This is a genomic window from Asticcacaulis sp. (assembly GCF_047605585.1).
Taxonomy (GTDB): domain Bacteria; phylum Pseudomonadota; class Alphaproteobacteria; order Caulobacterales; family Caulobacteraceae; genus Asticcacaulis.
Map to the genome: position 1 here is coordinate 98,438 of NZ_JASGFK010000002.1, position 16,444 is coordinate 114,881.

Consider the following 16,444-nt stretch of genomic DNA (forward strand, 5'->3'; position numbering starts at 1 on the left):
GGGGCTACCCTGGCAGGGTGAGCCGGAAGGTTGCGCCAGCAGGATGGGTAGACAGGACTTCAATTTGGCCGCCGTGAGCGATGGCGATCTGCCGCGTGAGACTGAGGCCAATGCCTGAACCGTTCGGCCTGGTCGTGAAAAATGGCACGAACAGTCGCTCCCGAACCTCTTCGGATAGCCCTTTACCATTATCCATGACTTCGATGCAGACCGCTTCGTCGGCATTAAAGGCCCTTAGATTTATCGTCGGCATGGGCGTGTCAGCCACGGCTTCAACCGCGTTCCTAACAAGATTGATAAGCGCTTGTTCGATAAGATAAGGATCCACATTGGCAGACAAATCTGATGGCTGGACAGTAATGAGAAGGCTTATGCCATGCGCTTTCGCTTCCGTGGAAAACAGCTGCTCGATGGACTTCAGCAGAGGGAGCACCGGCACAGAGTGCAGATTCACCCGCGGCATCTCGGCTACTTCTCGATAGCGTGCTACAAACTGCATCAGGGCGCGGCTACGATTTTCAATAACAGTCAGGGCTTCGCCCGCCTCGGCGTTTTCAGTCAGGGGGCGAAGGCTTTGCGCCAGCGATGCGATGGGGGTCAGCGAGTTCATCATTTCGTGGGAAAGAATCCGGACAAGATCCTGCCATGCCTTGATTTCGACAGCGTCGAGTTCGGACTCGATGCTTTGCAATGAGATGAGTTTTTGGGTTTCGCCTTCCGCCGAATAGCTGACCGTCAGAGCCAGTATGCGTTGGCCATTGGAGAGGCGAACGACTTCCCGGCTGCCGGGGCGAGAGGCAGCCAGCAAGCGCAGCAGGTCTGATTCAAGTACGCCCATTTCCTCCAGACGGTGTGCCGCTCTGTTGATGCTCGTGATTCCACCGGATTCCTGAACAACGAACAGGGCCGCGGTCACCGTATCCGTCAGAGACCGGAAGTGATCGATTTGCGCTTGCTGAGACCTGCGCATTTCTGAAATGGTGGCCTGAAGATGAGACATGGCTTCGCTCATATGACCCAGCCCTCGAAGACGGCTTTTCCCACGTCCCGAAAGCTCCGGTTCATTGGCTTCGACCGCGCTGATCAGCCGGCTCAGTTGACGATCCACAAGCCTGGCATGACGAAGCAGGTCGAGCACAAGAGCAAGTGCAAGCAAGCTAAGAAGAAACAGGCTGGCAAAGCGATGCAAGCTGAGCATCTGGTAGCTCAGGACGGCGATCGCGCCAATAGCCATGGCTCGCAGAACGAGTCCCAGTGAAAATCCGATGGTTTGAAGATCGGCGCGTCTCACTGAGTGAAACCGTGTTTTTCGAGTCGGCGGTAAAGCGCCGGTCGTGTAAGCCCCAGGGCGGCGGCGGCCATGGTGATATTACCATTGAAATGGGACATCGCCCTTGCAATCGCCTGGCGCTCGATCTCTTCGAGATTAAAACTCTCGACGCTGGATGTTCTGGCAGAGTGAGCGAACAGGAAGGGAAAATCCTCCAGCCTCAGACTTTCATCGCCAACAAATAAGGTGGCTCTTTCGGCAGCTTGCCGAAGTTCACGGATATTGCCTGGCCAGCGATAGTCTTCGATCCATTTGAGGAGCTCGGCCGGCATGCGACGGCGAGGCAGGTTATGACGCCGGGCAAAGGCTGCCAGGAAGTGCTCCATAAGGGGGGCGATGTCGTCGCGTCGTTCCCGGAGCGGCGGAACCTGTATCTCCACCGTCCTTAATCGCATAAGCAGGCCCGGATGAAAGAAGTCACCGTTTTCGATGTCTTCCTTCTTGCGCTGAGTGGCCGCCACGAGCCGCACATTAATGGCAACGTGACGAGAACTTCCGATGGCAGTCACTTCGCCTCTATCGATCGTCGCGGAAAGCTTGCGTTGGATATGAAGTGGCAGTGCCACTATGTCCTCTATATAAAGCGTGCCTCCATTTGCGGCCTGCAGGCGGCCGGCCCGGTCGGTATCGGCACCGGGAAAGGCGCCGCGGCGGTGGCCAAACAACTCGCTTTCGAGAAGTCCCTCCGGAACGGAGGTGACGTCGATTGCGACAAATGGCGCGTTTTGACGGACCGACAGGCGGTGCAGTTCTCTCGCGATTGTCTCCCGCCCGCTTCCCGGTTCGCCGAGGACAAGGACGTTTGTTTCCGTTGGCGCGACACGCCGGAGCTGTCGCATAACCTTTTGATGTTCGGCAGAGCTACCTACCATTTCACCGGGACGAAGGGTGGATTCGTGGTGGCGAAGCTTCAGGCTGTCCGCTTCCCTTTTAGCCGTGGTGAGGGCGACTGCTGCGGTGATCGTCGCCACGAGCTTTTCGTTCTGCCAGGGCTTCAAGACAAAATCGACAGCACCGGCCTTGAGTGTTTCCACCGCCAGGCTGACCCCCCCATAGGCGGTCATCATCACGATTGACAGTTTTGGATCGAGCCTGTGGAAAATCGTCAGCAGATCTAGCCCGTCACGGCCGGAATTAGCGCCTGGGCGGAAGTTCATATCCAGAAGGACGGCGTCAAATGCTTCCCGATCGATCCGGTCATCAATTCCCTCTATTGTCGAAGATGTCTCGACCTGAGTGAAATAAGGAGACAAGGCCAGCCGCGCGGCTAGCAATACGCCTTCATCATCATCGACGATCAGGATATGGCCTTCAGTTTTCATGACCGATAATGAACGTTGGTTGTTCGTTTTTGTACGCCCAAGGATCAGGAAACGCTAGTGGCCGGAAAAATCAAGATGCAAAATCGTTACGCAGACCACCCCTGATTGTGTAGTGTAGGGTTGCTGAGCCCCGTTAAGCGCTGTCCCCATTAGTTAAAGTCAGAGCGATCATGTTCATTCTCGATGGCATAACCCGCAGATATCAGGTGGCAGAAGCCGAGACTCTTGCACTCGACCAGGTTTCACTTCGTCTTGTGCCGGGCGAGTTCGTCGCTGTTATGGGGCCTTCGGGCTGCGGAAAGTCGACGCTTCTCAATATTCTGGGCATGCTGGATGGTCCGGATGAAGGCAACTATCTCTTCAATGGCGATGACGTGGCGCGGTATTCCGAAACACGACTGACGAAAATCCGTCGTGACCACATTGGGTTTATCTTCCAGAATTTTAATCTGATCGATGACCTGAGTGTGGCGGAAAGACCTGAGGCTTCTTTTAGGATTAACCTTTGCAGTCACCGTTCTGGGCAAATTGCTGACGGTAGCAGTGCCTTTTTTCTACAAATGGAGCGTATCGGGCTTAAATCTTTACGATCATTCGCAGGGTAAAGGCGTCACATGGGCATTCTGGAGCAGCGTAACGCCTCTTGTTCTTGTCGGCGCCTTCGGAGTGGCTCGCTTTCTGTCGCAGGCTTTGAACAATGTTCGGGATGCCATGTTTATCCCGGTGCGCTGTCATGTTAACGCCTCACTATCGCACCTGGCATTCGAACATCTTCACAAGCTGGGTTTAGCTTTTCATCGCGACCGGCGCGCCAGCGCGACATCGAGGTTCATTGAACGCGGCAAGCTCTCTGCGGATGCAATCCTGCGCGTGGGTGTTGGGATTACCGACAAGCCTGTTTTCGTTGGACATACCCCCTTATTGGCCGGGCTTTGAAGGATCGAAACTTTAACTGGTTGATTGCCGAACCAGCGCCTTATGGTCTCAGCCCCCAAAGCCTTCAGGACTATAACTACAACACCTTTTCCTGCCGGACTGGCAACATCTACACAACGGCTTTGCTATTGCAGTGGACGCGATGGGCGCTCGGCATTTCCGACGTTCCGACGGAAGTCTGGAGCGACGGACAAAACTATTTTGACCCCTTTCGGCCAGCGATCGAACCGGGGGGATTTTTATCCTGTGAGGAAATGATCCGGTCACGCATGGAAACACTCGGTGCATTTCGTAAATGCATAGAGACATCGAGAATACGGGCAAAGACGCCTGGCGGAAACCGCAGAGCCTTATCCGAATATATTTCAGGACTCGAATTGCTGAATGCCGAGCGCTACCTGCCGATGGGCGCCGCAGTTATCCCGCAACCTCATGAGACCATTGTGGATGGCTGTAAAACGGAAGCACGATTTTCCGTCGGTTCTCGTCGATTGAGTGTAGGCAGCTTCATCGACGATGAACTTCATCCGGAAAGCGACCTAAGCCATATGAATGAGGCGTTTGGGGAGCTGTGGCTGCGGCAGTTTCTTACGCAGCTGGCAATGGCATAGGCCATCGCGAGGCTTCCGGCGTGGTCAGGTTCTTTGCGGCTGCTTCAGGGTCACGGCCACGTCGATCAGGCCCTGGATCGGCGCGCTGAGCACGGAACCGCGACGCCAGGCGATGACGGCTTCGGTCACCGGCAGGTTTTCCGACACGCGATGCGCCTCGATCTTGTCGCCATCCAGCGACCACGGCCGGTAGACCAGATCCGGCATGATGGCGATGGCGTGGCGCACGGCCACCAGCCCACGCGCCGCCTCCACCGAGTCGGTCTTGAAGATGGCCGGCAGGGTAGTGTTCAGCGTGCGGTGCAGACTCAGGATCGCGTCCGACAGTTCGTCGCTTGCCAGGATGATATGTTTTTCATGCGCCAGGTGGCGCAGGGACAGGAGGTCCTTGCTGCCCGCCGGATGTCCGATCGGCAGCCAGACGCGGTAGTGAGAGAGATTGACCAGCTCAGTACGCAGGGAAGAGGGGCGGGTATCGGGCTGCAGCACCATCAGGGCCACGTCGATCTCGCCACCGACCAGCATGTGTTCGAGATGGGCGGAGGTCTCCTCCATCAACACGACTTCAACACCGGGAAATTCGCGTGTGAAATCGGCCAGCAGGCGCGGCAGCAGATAGCCGGCGATCAGGCGGGTGACGCCCAGTACGATGCGGCCGGTATCGGACTTCTCCTGCCGGCGCAGGAATTCGCGGGCATCGCTGACATCGGCCAGGATGCGGTGGCAGTGGCGCAGGAACTGCTGGCCCTTGAGCGTCAGGTTGACGCCGCGGGCATGGCGCTCGAAAAGCTTGCAGTTCAGGTCTATTTCCAGATCGCGCAGGGCCTCGGTTACGGTGGACTGCGAGATGGCGAGTGACTGCGCGGCAAGGGATACGGAGCCGCAGCGCGCCACCGCCTCGAAATACCGCACCTGCCGCAAGGAAAAGCTCATCTGCGCCCCTTCTACCGGCAGGCTAAGCGCAAATCATATGGCCGGTCAATGGGTTACATGCGGAGTTATACTCTCCCGGCATCGCCCGAAAGACGCTGGACCAGCAGGACCGGGATCAGGGTGAAGACGATCACGGCACTGACCACGACATTGACCTCCGGCAGGCTCTGGCCCAGCCGGATCGCCCCCAGCACCCATAGTGGCAAGGTGGTCTGGGTGCCGGCGGTGAAGGTGGTCACGATCACCTCGTCGAACGACAGGGCGAAGGCCAGCAGGGCGGAGGCGGTGATGGCGGAACCGACCAGAGGCAGGGTGACGCGAGCGAAGGTATAGAAACCGTCCCCGCCGAGATCGGCCGAAGCCTCGGCGAAGGATTTCGGCAGACGGGCCAGACGGCCGACCACGGTATTGTAGACGATCGGCGTGCAGAAGGTGGCGTGGGCGATCACCAGGGTCCAGAAACTCAGATGAATGCCGAGGAAGGCGAAGAAGGAACTCATGGCCATGCCGGTAATGATGCCGGGCAGGGCGATCGGCAGGGTGATGAAAAAGGCGGCGCTGTCGCGACCGAAGAACTTGAAGCTGTGAATGGCGAAAGCAGCCAGGCAGCCGAGCAGGGTGGCGATCACGGTGGCCAGGCAGGCGACCTGCACCGAAATGGCGGCGCTTTCGCGCACCTGCGGATCATGTATCGCCTGATGGACCCAGTGCGCCGACCAGGAATGGATCGGGAAGGTCTGCACGTTCGAGGCGCTGAAGGCATAGGTGATAACGAGGATGATCGGCGCCATCAGGAAGCACAGCACGACCACGGAGGCGATGATGACGCCCAGGCGTCCCCAGACAACGGCGGGGTAGGTATTCATATGGCGGTCTCCCTGTCGAGCACCCGCGTGGCCCACAGGTAGAGCCCCATAACCACTAGCGGCACCACGGCGAGCGCGGCCGCGAAGGGGATGTCATTGGCCACGCCGACCGTCTTATAGATGACATTGCCAATGAAATCGGAGCTGGGGCCGCCGACGAGGATAGGCGTCACATAGTCGCCGAGCGTCAGCGAGAAGGTGAAGATCGAACCGGCGATCATGCCGGGCAGGGCCAGGGGCAGGACGACGCGACGCAGGGTGGTGAAGCCATGCCCGCCGAGATCGGCCGAAGCCTCCAGCAGATTGCGCGGCACGCGCTCCAGCGCCGTGGCGATCGGCAGGATCATGAAGGGCAGCCACAGATAGGTGAAGGTCAGGGTCATGGCCCAGTTGGAATAGCCAATGCCGTTTTCACCGAGCCCCATCCCGCGCAGCAGCCAGTTGAGGATGCCGTCATGCGACAGGATCAGCCGCCAGGCATAGACGCGGGCGAGATAGCTCGACCACAGGGGAATGAGCACGCAGACGCCCAGTACGGCGCGCATTTTCGGACCGGCCATGACGCCCATCCAGTAGGCGACGGGAAAGGCCAGGAGAATATCGATGAAGGTGACTGCCGCGGCGATGCCGATCGTGCGGAAGATGACCGTGTGGTAGATCGGTGTCTCCCACAGGCTCTGGAAATTATGCAGGCTGAAACCGGGTTTGAGTGCGCCGGTCAGGCTGTCGACGCTCCAGAAGGCGGCGACGATCAGCACGGCCAGCGGTATCAGGTAGAACAGCAGGAACCACAGGGACGGCGGCAGGCCGAGCGCGGTAAGCCGCAGGCCTGGCAGCCGCCATAGCAGGGTCGACAGCGCGCGCAGCGGGCGGGCGGCGGGGCTTCTGGCAGCGGTCATGTCTGCGGTCTGGGTCATGTTCATCCCTGAAAAGGACCCCGCCATTGTTGCAATGGCGGGGCTTGTCGTCGTCAGCCCTTCACCTCAAGCCAGCGCTTTTGCCATTCGGCATAGTCGAGGCAGGTGTTCTGGCCGTTGCCGCACTGCGTCTGCGGGGTCTTCCAGAAGTGGATCTGGTCGAAATATTCCTTCGGCGCATCAGCATGGTACTGCTTGCAGGTGCCAGGGCCGCCCTGCTTGTCCATCTCGGCGCAGGCCAGCTTGTTGACCGGGGTTTCGCCGAAATAGATCGCCTGCTGGGCCTGGACCACCGGGGTGGAGACCCAGTTTAGCCACTTGTAGGCACAGTTCTGGTGGGTGGACTTGGCCGAGATCATCCAGGTATCGGCCCAGCCGGTGGCGCCTTCGGTAGGGATGGTGTCCTCGACCGGCACGGGCGGCTTGCTGGCCTTCAGCGTATTGGTCTGGTAGGGCCAGGCGGCGCCGATCACTGCATCGCCATTGGCGAACAGCGAGATTTCATCCGAAGCCAGGGCCCAGTATTTCTTGATCAGCGGCTTCTGGTCTTTCAGCAGGGCCACGGCGGCATCCATCTGGGCAGCGTTCAGCTCATACGGATCGGTGATGCCCAGTTCCGGCTTGGTCTTCATCAGGTAGAGCGCGGCGTCGGCAATCTGGATGGCATTGTCGGGCACGGTGACCTTGCCCTTGTATTGCGCATCGTAGATGGAGGCCCAGCTCGTTGGCGCCGTCTTCACGGCCTTGGTGTTATAGAGCAGGACATTGGGGCCCCACTCGTAGGTGATGCCATAGTGGACGCCATCGACTGTATTGAAGACCGGCGCCTGCAGGCTTTCGGTGAAATTGGCGAAGTCAGCGATCAGGGCGGTATTAACAGGCAGCACGTTCTTGCCGGCGATCAGGCGCAGGGTGGCGTCGCCCGAGGCCGAGACAACATCGTACTGACCGTCGTTCTGGCGCATCAGGGCCACCATTTCATCCGACGAGCCGGCATATTTGCGCGTCACTTTACAGCCGGTCTGCTCTTCGAACGGCTTGACCCACTGGTCTTCGGCATAGCCTTCCCAACTGACAATGCTGAGAGCGCCTTCACCGGCCCCGATCTCGGTCGGCAGCTTGGGGCCGGTGGCCTCCGGCGGCTTCTGCTGGCAGCCGGCAACGGCAAACGAAAGCGCGGCGATGACCGCACATATCCTGAAACCTTTGGTACGCATAGACATGGTCAGCTCCTTTAAAGGTAATGGGGGAAGGTCGTATTAGAGGACGTGTACGCTATCGGGGCTATAACCGACCCAGACCGGCTGGCCGCGCGTGAAGCGGGGCTGGCTCTGGCTGGAGCGGGCATTCAGTTCGAGGGCGGTCAGGTCATCGCCACCCTCTGTGCGGATCAGATATCGCGTCATCAGGCCGACATAGACGATATCGGAAATCTCGCCTGGCAGGATTTCGACCGACCGGCTTTCGGGCGCGATGTCGTAGAGCTTCAGCTTTTCCGGCCGGATCATGATCGCCTTGCCGTCGCGCTGGATGACATTGGAGACGCCGACGAATTTGGCGACGTAAGGATTGACCGGGCGCTCATAGACATCGGCCGGTGTGCCGATCTGGGCGATCTCGCCGGTATCGAAAACGGCGATGCGGTCGCTCATGGTCAGGGCTTCTTCCTGATCGTGGGTGACATAGACGAAGGTGATGCCGAGATCGCGGTGGATCTTCTTCAGCTCGATCTGCATTTCGTGGCGCAGCTTGAGATCGAGCGCGCCCAGCGGCTCATCGAGAAGCAGGACAGCTGGGCGATTGACCACGGCGCGGGCCAGGGCGATGCGCTGCCTCTGGCCGCCGGAGAGCTGAGCCGGCTTACGGGTCATGAAGTCGGTCAGCCGCACCATGTCCAGCGCTTCAGTGGCGCGCTTTTTTATCTCGGCTTCCGGCAGTTTTTGAGTGCGCAGGCCATAGGCCACGTTCTCGAACAGGCTCATATGCGGGAATAGGGCATAGTCCTGAAAGACGGTATTGACGTTGCGTTCGTAGGGCGGCTTGTCGGCGACGTTCTGGCCGTCGATTTCCACCCGTCCGGCATCGGGCCGCTCGAAGCCCGAAATCAGCCGCAGGGTGGTCGTCTTGCCCGAGCCGGAAGGCCCCAGCAGGGTGAAGAATTCACCGCGCTCAATTGTCAGATTGAGTTTTTTCAAGGCGGTAAAGCTGCCGTAGGTCTTTACGACATCCACCAGATTGATGAGAACGTCGCTCATGCCCCCAGCCTGACCATCACGTGGCGCGCCACCGTATAGTCTTCCAGGGCGTAGAGGCTGAGATCCTTGCCGTAGCCAGAGCGCTTCAGCCCGCCGTGCGGCATTTCGTTGACCAGCAGGAAGTGGGTGTTGACCCAGGTGCAGCCGTAGCGCAGCTGCGCCGCCACGCCCATGGCCTTGGCCGTATCGCCAGACCAGACCGAGGAAGCCAGGCCATAATCGGAATCGTTGGCATAGCCGATGGCCTGGGCGGTGTCGTCGAAACGGGTGATTGAGACCACGGGGCCGAAGACCTCGCGCTGGACGATTTCGTCGCTTTGCAGGGCGCCGGCGATGACGGTCGGTTGATAAAAGAAACCGGGACCGCTGACCGTCTGTCCGCCCGTCGTGACTTCGATGTGTGCGGATTCGCGGGCGCGCTCGACGAAGGAGGCGACCCGCGCCTGCTGGCGGGCGGAGATCAGCGGACCGATCTCGTTCTGCTCATCATCGGCGTTGTTATAGGCGAGGGTGGAGACCGCGCCGGACAGCTCGGCCACCAGTTTGTCGTAGATGTTCTTCTGCGCATAAACGCGGCAGGCGGCGGTGCAATCCTGGCCGGCATTGTAATAGCCGAAGGTGCGCAGGCCATCGACCACTTCCTTGAGGTCGGCGTCATCGAACACGATGACCGGGGCCTTGCCGCCCAGTTCGAGGTGGGTGCGCTTGATCGATTTCTGCGCCACGGCCAGCACCTTGCGGCCGGTGGCGACATCGCCGGTCAGGGAAATCATGTCGATCTCGGCATGGTCGATCAGGGCCTGGCCCACCGTATGGCCGCGGCCGACCACCACATTGGCGACGCCTTCCGGCAGGGTCTCCGCCAGGATACGCGCCAGCCGGAGCGTGGTCAGGGGCGTCTGTTCGGAGGGCTTGATAATGACCGTATTGCCGCCAGCCAGGGCAGGAGCCAGTTTCCATGCCGCCATCATCAGCGGGTAGTTCCACGGGGCGATGGAGGCGACCACGCCCACGGGATCGCGACGGATCATCGAGGTGTAGCCGGCCATGTATTCGCCGGCCAGAACGCCCGGCATGCAGCGCACGGCGCCGGCGAAGAAGCGGAAGCAATCGACCACCGCCGGAATCTCGTCGCGCAGGACGACATGATAGGGCTTGCCGCAGTTGCGCGCTTCCAGCCGGGCGAGATCCTCGGCGTCGGCCTCAATGCGGTCGGCGATCTTCAGCAGGTAACCGGAACGTTCGGCGGGCGTGGTGCGCGACCAGCCGGCGAAGGCGGCGCGGGCGGCTTTGGCGGCGCGGTCCACCTGATCGAGGCTGGCTTCCTCCAGATCGAGGATCAGGCCGCCGGTACGCGGGTCAATGACGCTTTCGGTCTCCCCGCGGCCGGACTCGAAGCTGGAACCGATGAGCATGTCGATATTCATGAGCCGTCTCCGTTAACCGCTTTGAGGCAAAGGGAACGGCAAGAAGCGGTATTTGAACAGCTAGAATATTCAGAATACGTCTATCGGAATTTCCGATGGATTGTGAGGTGTCGTATTTCCTGCTCGAGAGATGGCTTTGAATTTTCTCTTGAAATTATCAAAATCAAGGCGATCCGGAGCGCCATTTCGCCAATCGATTATTTCGATTTCTACACTCTTTGGGATGTGCGCCACCTCTTTGGCAGGTAATCCTAGGCGACCATTATCCGGTGGTCGATACGCGCCGTCACCGGATTGGCGCGCGCGGCATCGATATAGCTGTCCTTGTTCGGTGCCATCAGCCACCCCATGGCCTCATGATAATCCGTGAACATGCAGATGGTCTCATTAGGGAAATGCTTCGAGGCGGCGGGTATCCGGACCTGATCCCAGGCATCTAGCGACACGACTGCCACGTGGCTGTGATACGACTGGCCATGGGTTATGTCGGCCCACAGCACGGCGGCCTCTTCAATATCCTCCTGGGTCAGCAGGCCCTCATAGCGGCGCAGATCGGCCAGCCGACGGTAGGTCCAAGGTGCTTCGACCTTGCGATAGGCTTCGAACAGGGTGGCAATATAGAGAGCGCCCGGCATGGGACCGATCGGCCGGTAGATGATAATCCGACGCACGGCATCGACAAAAAAGTCCAGGCGGCAGGGCAGGCTGATATCCATTGGAATTCTTCCGGACAGGTACACAACACAGGTCTTATGACCGTCCGGCATTTATACATAACCGTCGTGAAATAGTTATTAAAGCGATCAGGACATTTTTATTGAAAACCAAATTTAATAAGAATTTGCGTCCTGAAAAATCATTGCAAAATCATGCAATTTTATGTTGGGCTGACGAGGCCGCTATGTCGTCGCCCTTGCTTCAATTGATAACCATGATTGATAACCATGGCGCACACATTGATTCCTTATGCGAATGGGTATTGCCTTCTGCGTCAACCTTATGAGGTGGACCATGCAGACGCATCCGGCGCTTATCGAGCGGTCCGTAGGGGCCACGCTTCGCACCCTGTCACGCGGACAAATGACACGCGAGGAAGCTACCCTCGATCTGATTGAGTTGATTGCCAGTCAGATTGTCGGCAAGACCGATTACGCCATGGCGGTCATCGGTTACTATGTCCGCGCGGTTTTGAACGGTTATGCCGACAACCACATCGCCCTGGCTGATGCCTTCGATGCCTTTACCGACGCGGCCGCGGAAGCCGGTCATGGCCATGTGGCGGTGTCGCTCAGACTGTCCCAGCCGCTTCTCGGCCTGCGGCACTGACGAGCTGTCAGGCATATCCCCAGGGCAAGGCGGCGTCCAGCTCGAAGGCAAGGGCCAGCAACAGGGCTTCGTGGCCGCGATTGCCAGCGAACATGACACCGGCGGGCAGGCCATTGGCCCTGTGCAGCGGCAGAGAAATGGCCGGGGTGCCGGCCAGGTTCTGCAGCGGCGTGAAGCCGAGGAAGCCGAACATGCGCTCCAGCAGTGTTTCGCCGTCCACCGTCGGCGCCTGTTCGCCAATGAGCGGCGGCAGATGGCTCAGGGTAGGCGAGAGCATTACATCATAATCGCGGTGGAAATCGTCGAGCTGACGCGGCAAGTCGGCCAGCTGCCGGTAGGCATCTTCCAGGGCAGAGACCGGCAGGGTCTCGGCCATATGGCCCAGGGCATTGGTCCACGGCTCCAGCACCGCTTCTGGGTCTTGCCCACCGGCGCGGCAGGCATCAACGCAGTCGGCGCCGATATGCATCCACAACGTCCGCTCGGCGGCCTCGGCGGCGGGGGCATCGATGGGGTAGTCCGTGAAGGTGATCTGATGGCCCAGGCGGGCGCACAGTTCAGCCGTTGCGTTCACGGCCGCGATCAGCTCAGGGGCTGCCGGCGCCCCCGAAAGGGTCCGGGTCGTGATGGCGATGCGCAGCCGCCGGGCATCGGGTCCGGTCACCGGTGCGGGCGTAGCCGGATGCGTCAGGGAAAAACCGGCGGCGACATCGCGCACGCTGCGCGCCATCAGGCCATCGCCAACCAACAGATCTTCAATCACATGGCGCGAACGCACGCGTACCGTGGTGCCGCGGCCAGGCTTCAGCCCCACCACGCCGCAACAGGAGGCGGGAATGCGGATCGAGCCCGCGCCATCCGAACCATGCGCCACTGGCACCAGACCGGCGGCCACCGCCGCACCGGCGCCACCGCTCGAACCGCCCGGCGAATGCGCGGGCGACCACGGATTACGCGTGGCCGGACGGATCAGGGGTTCCGTGACCGGCAGGAGGCCGAATTCCGGCATGGCGCTCTTGCCGACCGCCACCAGCCCGGCGGCGCGCAGGCGCTCGACATAGGGATAGGCCGATGTCTTCGGCGTGTCGCTTTTGCTGCGCGAACCGCCCCGGCTGGGCATGCCGGGATAATCGAGCGAATCCTTCACCAGCCAGGGCACTCCAGCCAGCGGGCTGTTCGGCAAGGGCTTTGCGGCTTCAGCGCGGGCCTGATCATAGGCCTTGTGGCTGACCGCATGAAGCTGACCATCCAACGCCTCGATGCGCAGGATCGCGGCCTCGGTCAGTTCCAAAGCCGATAGTTCACGGTTACGCACCAGCGCGGCCTGATCATGGCCATCCAGCCGCCCGATGGCGAGCGCCTCATCCAGGGTCATGCCGAAACGCCTTGTCGAGCGAACTGGGTCTTGAGCCAGTCGGCGCCCTCGGCAATGGCGCGTTCGGCCAGGGGCGAGATCGACATCGCTTCCAGAAAGCTGTGTGAAGCGCCCTGATAGATTTCGCTGCGCGCCGGCACGCCTGCCGCGCGGAATTTTTCCGCCATGGCCACGCTCTGGCCATGCAGCACGTCGCACTCGGGGATGGTGAAGAAGGCGGGGGGCAGGCCGCTGACATCGGCGCGCATCGGCACGGCCAGCGGGTTCTGCCGTTCGGTATCGTCCGTGAGATAGTTCTCCCAGAACATCACCATCTCGGCGCTGGAAAGCATATAACCTTCGCCCCCGTAACGGATATGGTCTTCCGGCGCGGAATCGTCATCGAAGGCGCCATAGTGCAGCATCAGCCCCTTGAGCAGGCCGCCATCGCCCGCATCGCGCAGCTTCAGCGCCGCCGCCACCGACATATTGCCGCCGACGCTGTCGCCACCGATGGCGATTCGGTCCGGGTCTATACCGAGCGTCGCCGCGCGATCATGCGCCCAGCGCACAGTTTCGACCACCTGATCGAGCGCCACCGGGAACTTCGCCGCCGGGGCATAACTGTAATCCATGGCGATGACGATGACGCCGGCGCGCGCCGCATACTCGCGCACTAACCGGTCATGGGTATCGATGGAGAACAGCATCCATCCGCCGCCATGGATGTAGACTAGGGCCGGCTTGGGTTCACGCGAAGGCGTCGGATCGAGCAGGCGCACCCGCATGCCATCAAGATCGAAATCCTCGGTGCGCGCCATGACAGGGCCGCCCTGACGCCACGGCGCCCGCACGATCTCGCAGACGGCGCGCATCTCTTCCGGCGTCAGGCTGTCAAAAGGCGGATGATCGCCATAGGCCGCGCCGGTTTCCCGGATGAAGCGGCGGATATCGGGGTCGAGATCGGCGCCGAAGACGCTGACAGGGGTAGGCATAGACAAATACTCTTTTCAGGGACTTCAGGTCCAGGACTTCAGACTCAGTTCGGCGAAGGACCAGAACAGGGCGTATTGCGCGAAGGCATCGGACAGGCCGGAGGCATTCTGATGACCGCCGGCCATATTGATGCGGAACAGGATCGGCTTGCGCGTGGTGGTGTGGGTCCGCAGGGCCGCCACCCACTTGCCGGGTTCCCAGTAGCTTACCCGGTTGTCGCGTACGCCCGCGGTGGCCAGCACCATCGGATAGGCCGCGGTGTGGACGTTCTCATAGGGCGAGATCGAGGCGATATAGTCGTAGGCCTGCGGATCGGCCAGCGGGTCGCCCCAGTCCGGACGGAAGGCCGGGACCAGCGGGTGCGTGGCGTCGGACATGGTGTTGAGCATATCGACAAACGGCACTTGGGCGATGACGCCGCCGTATAGCTCTGGCCGCAGGTTGAGAGCGCCGCCGACCAGCAGCCCGCCCGCCGAAAGTCCGTAGGCGACGATATGGCGCGGCCTGGTGTATCCCTCGGCAACCAGGTAATCGGCGCAGGCGTTGAAATCGGTGAAGCTGTTGCGCTTTTTGAACTTGCGGCCATCCAGAAACCAGCTGCGGCCCTTTTCCGAACCGCCGCGCACATGGGCGATGGCGAAGATCCAGCCCTGGTCGACCAGGGCGATATTGGCGATCGAGAAATCGGCCTCGGAGGAAATGCCGTAGGCGCCGTAGCCATAGATCAGCAGGGGCGATGTGCCGTCGAGCTTGGTTCCGGCCTTCATCAGCACGGTCAGCGGCACCTGTTGTCCATCGGGCGCCGGGGCGAAAAGGGCGCGCACTTCATAGGCATCAGGGTTATAGCCGGCGATATCGGAGGCCATGATGACGGTCTGCGCGCCCGTGGCCATGTTGCAGGCCAGCCAGCGCTCCGGCGTCTTTGGCGACTGATAGACCAGGCGCAGCGTATCGGAGGCAAATTCCTGGGTCTCGGCCAGAGAGACATCATAGGCGGCTTCATCGAAGGCGATCTTTTTCGCGGCGCCATCCTTCGCCATGACGACGATTTCCAGCTTGCCGTCCAGGCGCTGGACCAGGACAAAATGATCGCGGAAAGGCTTAATGGTGATGAAGTGGCGGCCGGTTTCCGCCGCCACCCAGTCATGCCAGTTTGCCTTGCCGGGCGCGGCGATATCGGTCGTCATCAGATGGCCATCGACCGCACCGCCGGCATCGGTCAGCAGCACCAGCTTTCCATTCCATTCCTCGACCCAGTAATGCAGGCCGACCGTACGTGGTTCGATCAGTATGGGATCGGCTTGCGGTGTCGCAGCCGGGATCAGGCGCCATTCGTCGAGATCGGGTCCGGAAATGCGGATGGTGGTGTGGCTGTCTGAGGCGGTGCGGCCGAGCGAGACGAACAAGGCGCCGTCGTGCTCCTCGTAGACCAGCACCTCGGTCCAGTCCCCGCGCGCCGGCATGCGAAACACCTTCGCTGGTCGGCCATACTGATTGCGCTGAATGCGGAAGAGCCATTGCGAACACGGCGAGATGATGACGCCCAGCCAGCCATAGGTATCCGTGGTGGTGGTCACCGTCACCTGGCCGGTGGTCAGGTCGTGGATGCCGATATCGAAGCGGTCGCCGCCGCCCAGATCCTCGGCCCAGACGAACAGGCTGTGGTCCGGCGAATGCTGCGCGTCCTCGGTACGGTAATAGTCATGGCCTTTTGCGCGGGCCTGCTCATCGAGCAGGATCTGCTCATCGCCGCCGTTGCGCGGCTTGCGCGCGTGAACAACATGGTCCTCGCCGGGACGCACATAGGTGTAGTAGTCCCAGTCGCCATCGGGTGATGGCGGCGTATCCGATGCCTTGCCTACCATAGCGGTCATGGCGGTGACATATTGCGCCTGACGCGCCTTTGTCGGTGCCAGAACGGCCTCGGCGTAGCGGTTTTCGTCATCGAGATGCTGGCGGATGGCCGGCTGCATCTTCGAGGTATCGACAAAGACCTCGGCCCAGTTCGGATCGCGCAGCCAGGCATAGTTGTCGATGCGCACCCGCCCGAGCTGCTCGATCCGTTTCGGGATCATGGCGGTTTCGGGCGGGCGCACAGCACTTTTGGCGAACGAAAGTCCGGGCAAAAAGGCGCTGGTGGCCGCGGTGAAAAGAAAGCCCCTGCGATTCAT

The 16,444-nt window shown here is 60.6% G+C and carries 16 protein-coding genes; 4 read left to right on the forward strand and 12 right to left on the reverse strand.

The window, feature by feature from the left end:
• Positions 1-4: 4 nt before the first annotated feature.
• Both QM647_RS06280 and QM647_RS06285 read right to left on the reverse strand, forming a co-directional pair.
• A complete protein-coding gene (locus QM647_RS06280) occupies positions 5-1,291 on the reverse strand; it encodes a sensor histidine kinase (RefSeq protein WP_414994650.1) in 1,287 nt (428 codons plus the stop codon).
• Positions 1,288-2,652 carry a sigma-54-dependent transcriptional regulator gene (locus tag QM647_RS06285; protein WP_414994651.1) on the reverse strand — a complete coding sequence of 455 codons (1,365 nt, stop codon included), beginning with the start codon at positions 2,650-2,652 and terminating at the stop codon, positions 1,288-1,290. Before QM647_RS06285 ends, QM647_RS06280 begins: the two co-directional genes overlap by 4 nt.
• A 170-nt stretch (positions 2,653-2,822) precedes the next feature.
• On the opposite strand from QM647_RS06285, the gene QM647_RS06290 reads away from it, so the two are divergent.
• The 3 genes from QM647_RS06290 to QM647_RS06300 all read left to right on the forward strand — a co-directional run bounded on the left by QM647_RS06290 (position 2,823) and on the right by QM647_RS06300 (position 4,199).
• A complete protein-coding gene (locus tag QM647_RS06290; RefSeq protein ID WP_414994652.1) occupies positions 2,823-3,257 on the forward strand; it encodes an ATP-binding cassette domain-containing protein in 435 nt (144 codons plus the stop codon).
• Between the two features lie 61 nt (positions 3,258-3,318).
• Positions 3,319-3,588: a hypothetical protein gene (locus tag QM647_RS06295; RefSeq protein WP_414994653.1), complete on the forward strand. Its 270-nt coding sequence runs from the start codon at positions 3,319-3,321 to the stop codon at positions 3,586-3,588.
• On the forward strand, positions 3,585-4,199 hold the full coding sequence (locus QM647_RS06300) for a hypothetical protein (protein WP_414994654.1): 615 nt from the start codon (positions 3,585-3,587) through the stop codon (positions 4,197-4,199). The genes QM647_RS06295 and QM647_RS06300 overlap by 4 nt, the downstream gene beginning before the upstream one ends.
• Before the next feature lie 24 nt (positions 4,200-4,223).
• Here QM647_RS06300 and QM647_RS06305 read toward each other — a convergent pair whose 3' ends face one another.
• The 7 genes from QM647_RS06305 to QM647_RS06335 form a co-directional block, all read right to left on the reverse strand.
• On the reverse strand, positions 4,224-5,132 hold the full coding sequence (locus QM647_RS06305; RefSeq protein WP_414994655.1) for a LysR family transcriptional regulator: 909 nt from the start codon (positions 5,130-5,132) through the stop codon (positions 4,224-4,226).
• Between the two features lie 65 nt (positions 5,133-5,197).
• A complete protein-coding gene (locus QM647_RS06310; protein WP_414994656.1) occupies positions 5,198-5,998 on the reverse strand; it encodes an ABC transporter permease in 801 nt (266 codons plus the stop codon).
• A complete protein-coding gene (locus tag QM647_RS06315; protein WP_414994657.1) occupies positions 5,995-6,915 on the reverse strand; it encodes an ABC transporter permease in 921 nt (306 codons plus the stop codon). Before QM647_RS06315 ends, QM647_RS06310 begins: the two co-directional genes overlap by 4 nt.
• A 53-nt stretch (positions 6,916-6,968) precedes the next feature.
• Positions 6,969-8,138, reverse strand: a complete 1,170-nt coding sequence (locus QM647_RS06320; protein WP_414994658.1) for an ABC transporter substrate-binding protein — start codon at positions 8,136-8,138, stop codon at positions 6,969-6,971.
• Positions 8,139-8,174: 36 nt separating this feature from the next.
• The gene (locus QM647_RS06325; RefSeq protein WP_414994659.1) at positions 8,175-9,170 is read right to left on the reverse strand and encodes an ABC transporter ATP-binding protein; all 996 of its coding nucleotides are present in this window, start codon (positions 9,168-9,170) and stop codon (positions 8,175-8,177) included.
• Entirely contained in the window at positions 9,167-10,597 is a 1,431-nt protein-coding gene (locus QM647_RS06330) for a gamma-aminobutyraldehyde dehydrogenase (RefSeq protein ID WP_414994660.1), read from the reverse strand. The genes QM647_RS06325 and QM647_RS06330 overlap by 4 nt, the downstream gene beginning before the upstream one ends.
• Positions 10,598-10,848: 251 nt before the next feature.
• On the reverse strand, positions 10,849-11,313 hold the full coding sequence (locus QM647_RS06335) for a hypothetical protein (protein ID WP_414994661.1): 465 nt from the start codon (positions 11,311-11,313) through the stop codon (positions 10,849-10,851).
• 295 nt (positions 11,314-11,608) lie between these two features.
• On the opposite strand from QM647_RS06335, the gene QM647_RS06340 reads away from it, so the two are divergent.
• The gene (locus QM647_RS06340) at positions 11,609-11,923 is read left to right on the forward strand and encodes a hypothetical protein (RefSeq protein WP_414994662.1); all 315 of its coding nucleotides are present in this window, start codon (positions 11,609-11,611) and stop codon (positions 11,921-11,923) included.
• A gap of 7 nt (positions 11,924-11,930) precedes the next feature.
• Here the strand turns inward: QM647_RS06340 and QM647_RS06345 are convergent, their stop codons facing one another.
• The 3 genes from QM647_RS06345 to QM647_RS06355 are packed head-to-tail and all read right to left on the reverse strand — an operon-like array spanning position 11,931 to position 16,444.
• A complete protein-coding gene (locus tag QM647_RS06345) occupies positions 11,931-13,298 on the reverse strand; it encodes an amidase family protein (RefSeq protein ID WP_414994663.1) in 1,368 nt (455 codons plus the stop codon).
• Positions 13,295-14,272, reverse strand: a complete 978-nt coding sequence (locus QM647_RS06350) for an alpha/beta hydrolase (RefSeq protein ID WP_414994664.1) — start codon at positions 14,270-14,272, stop codon at positions 13,295-13,297. The genes QM647_RS06345 and QM647_RS06350 overlap by 4 nt, the downstream gene beginning before the upstream one ends.
• Positions 14,273-14,296: 24 nt before the next feature.
• Positions 14,297-16,444, reverse strand: coding sequence for a S9 family peptidase (locus QM647_RS06355; RefSeq protein WP_414994665.1), 2,148 nt, complete (start codon positions 16,442-16,444; stop codon positions 14,297-14,299).

Coding starts and splice junctions, on each gene's coding strand:
- QM647_RS06285 (WP_414994651.1), bottom strand. CDS start 2,652: ATGAAAACTGAAGGCCATATCCTGATCGTCGATGATGATGAAGGCGTA.
- QM647_RS06290 (WP_414994652.1), top strand. CDS start 2,823: ATGTTCATTCTCGATGGCATAACCCGCAGATATCAGGTGGCAGAAGCC.
- QM647_RS06305 (WP_414994655.1), bottom strand. CDS start 5,132: ATGAGCTTTTCCTTGCGGCAGGTGCGGTATTTCGAGGCGGTGGCGCGC.
- QM647_RS06310 (WP_414994656.1), bottom strand. CDS start 5,998: ATGAATACCTACCCCGCCGTTGTCTGGGGACGCCTGGGCGTCATCATC.
- QM647_RS06315 (WP_414994657.1), bottom strand. CDS start 6,915: ATGACCCAGACCGCAGACATGACCGCTGCCAGAAGCCCCGCCGCCCGC.
- QM647_RS06320 (WP_414994658.1), bottom strand. CDS start 8,138: ATGTCTATGCGTACCAAAGGTTTCAGGATATGTGCGGTCATCGCCGCG.
- QM647_RS06325 (WP_414994659.1), bottom strand. CDS start 9,170: ATGAGCGACGTTCTCATCAATCTGGTGGATGTCGTAAAGACCTACGGC.
- QM647_RS06330 (WP_414994660.1), bottom strand. CDS start 10,597: ATGAATATCGACATGCTCATCGGTTCCAGCTTCGAGTCCGGCCGCGGG.
- QM647_RS06335 (WP_414994661.1), bottom strand. CDS start 11,313: ATGGATATCAGCCTGCCCTGCCGCCTGGACTTTTTTGTCGATGCCGTG.
- QM647_RS06340 (WP_414994662.1), top strand. CDS start 11,609: ATGCAGACGCATCCGGCGCTTATCGAGCGGTCCGTAGGGGCCACGCTT.
- QM647_RS06345 (WP_414994663.1), bottom strand. CDS start 13,298: ATGACCCTGGATGAGGCGCTCGCCATCGGGCGGCTGGATGGCCATGAT.
- QM647_RS06350 (WP_414994664.1), bottom strand. CDS start 14,272: ATGCCTACCCCTGTCAGCGTCTTCGGCGCCGATCTCGACCCCGATATC.
- QM647_RS06355 (WP_414994665.1), bottom strand. CDS start 16,444: ATGAATCGCAGGGGCTTTCTTTTCACCGCGGCCACCAGCGCCTTTTTG.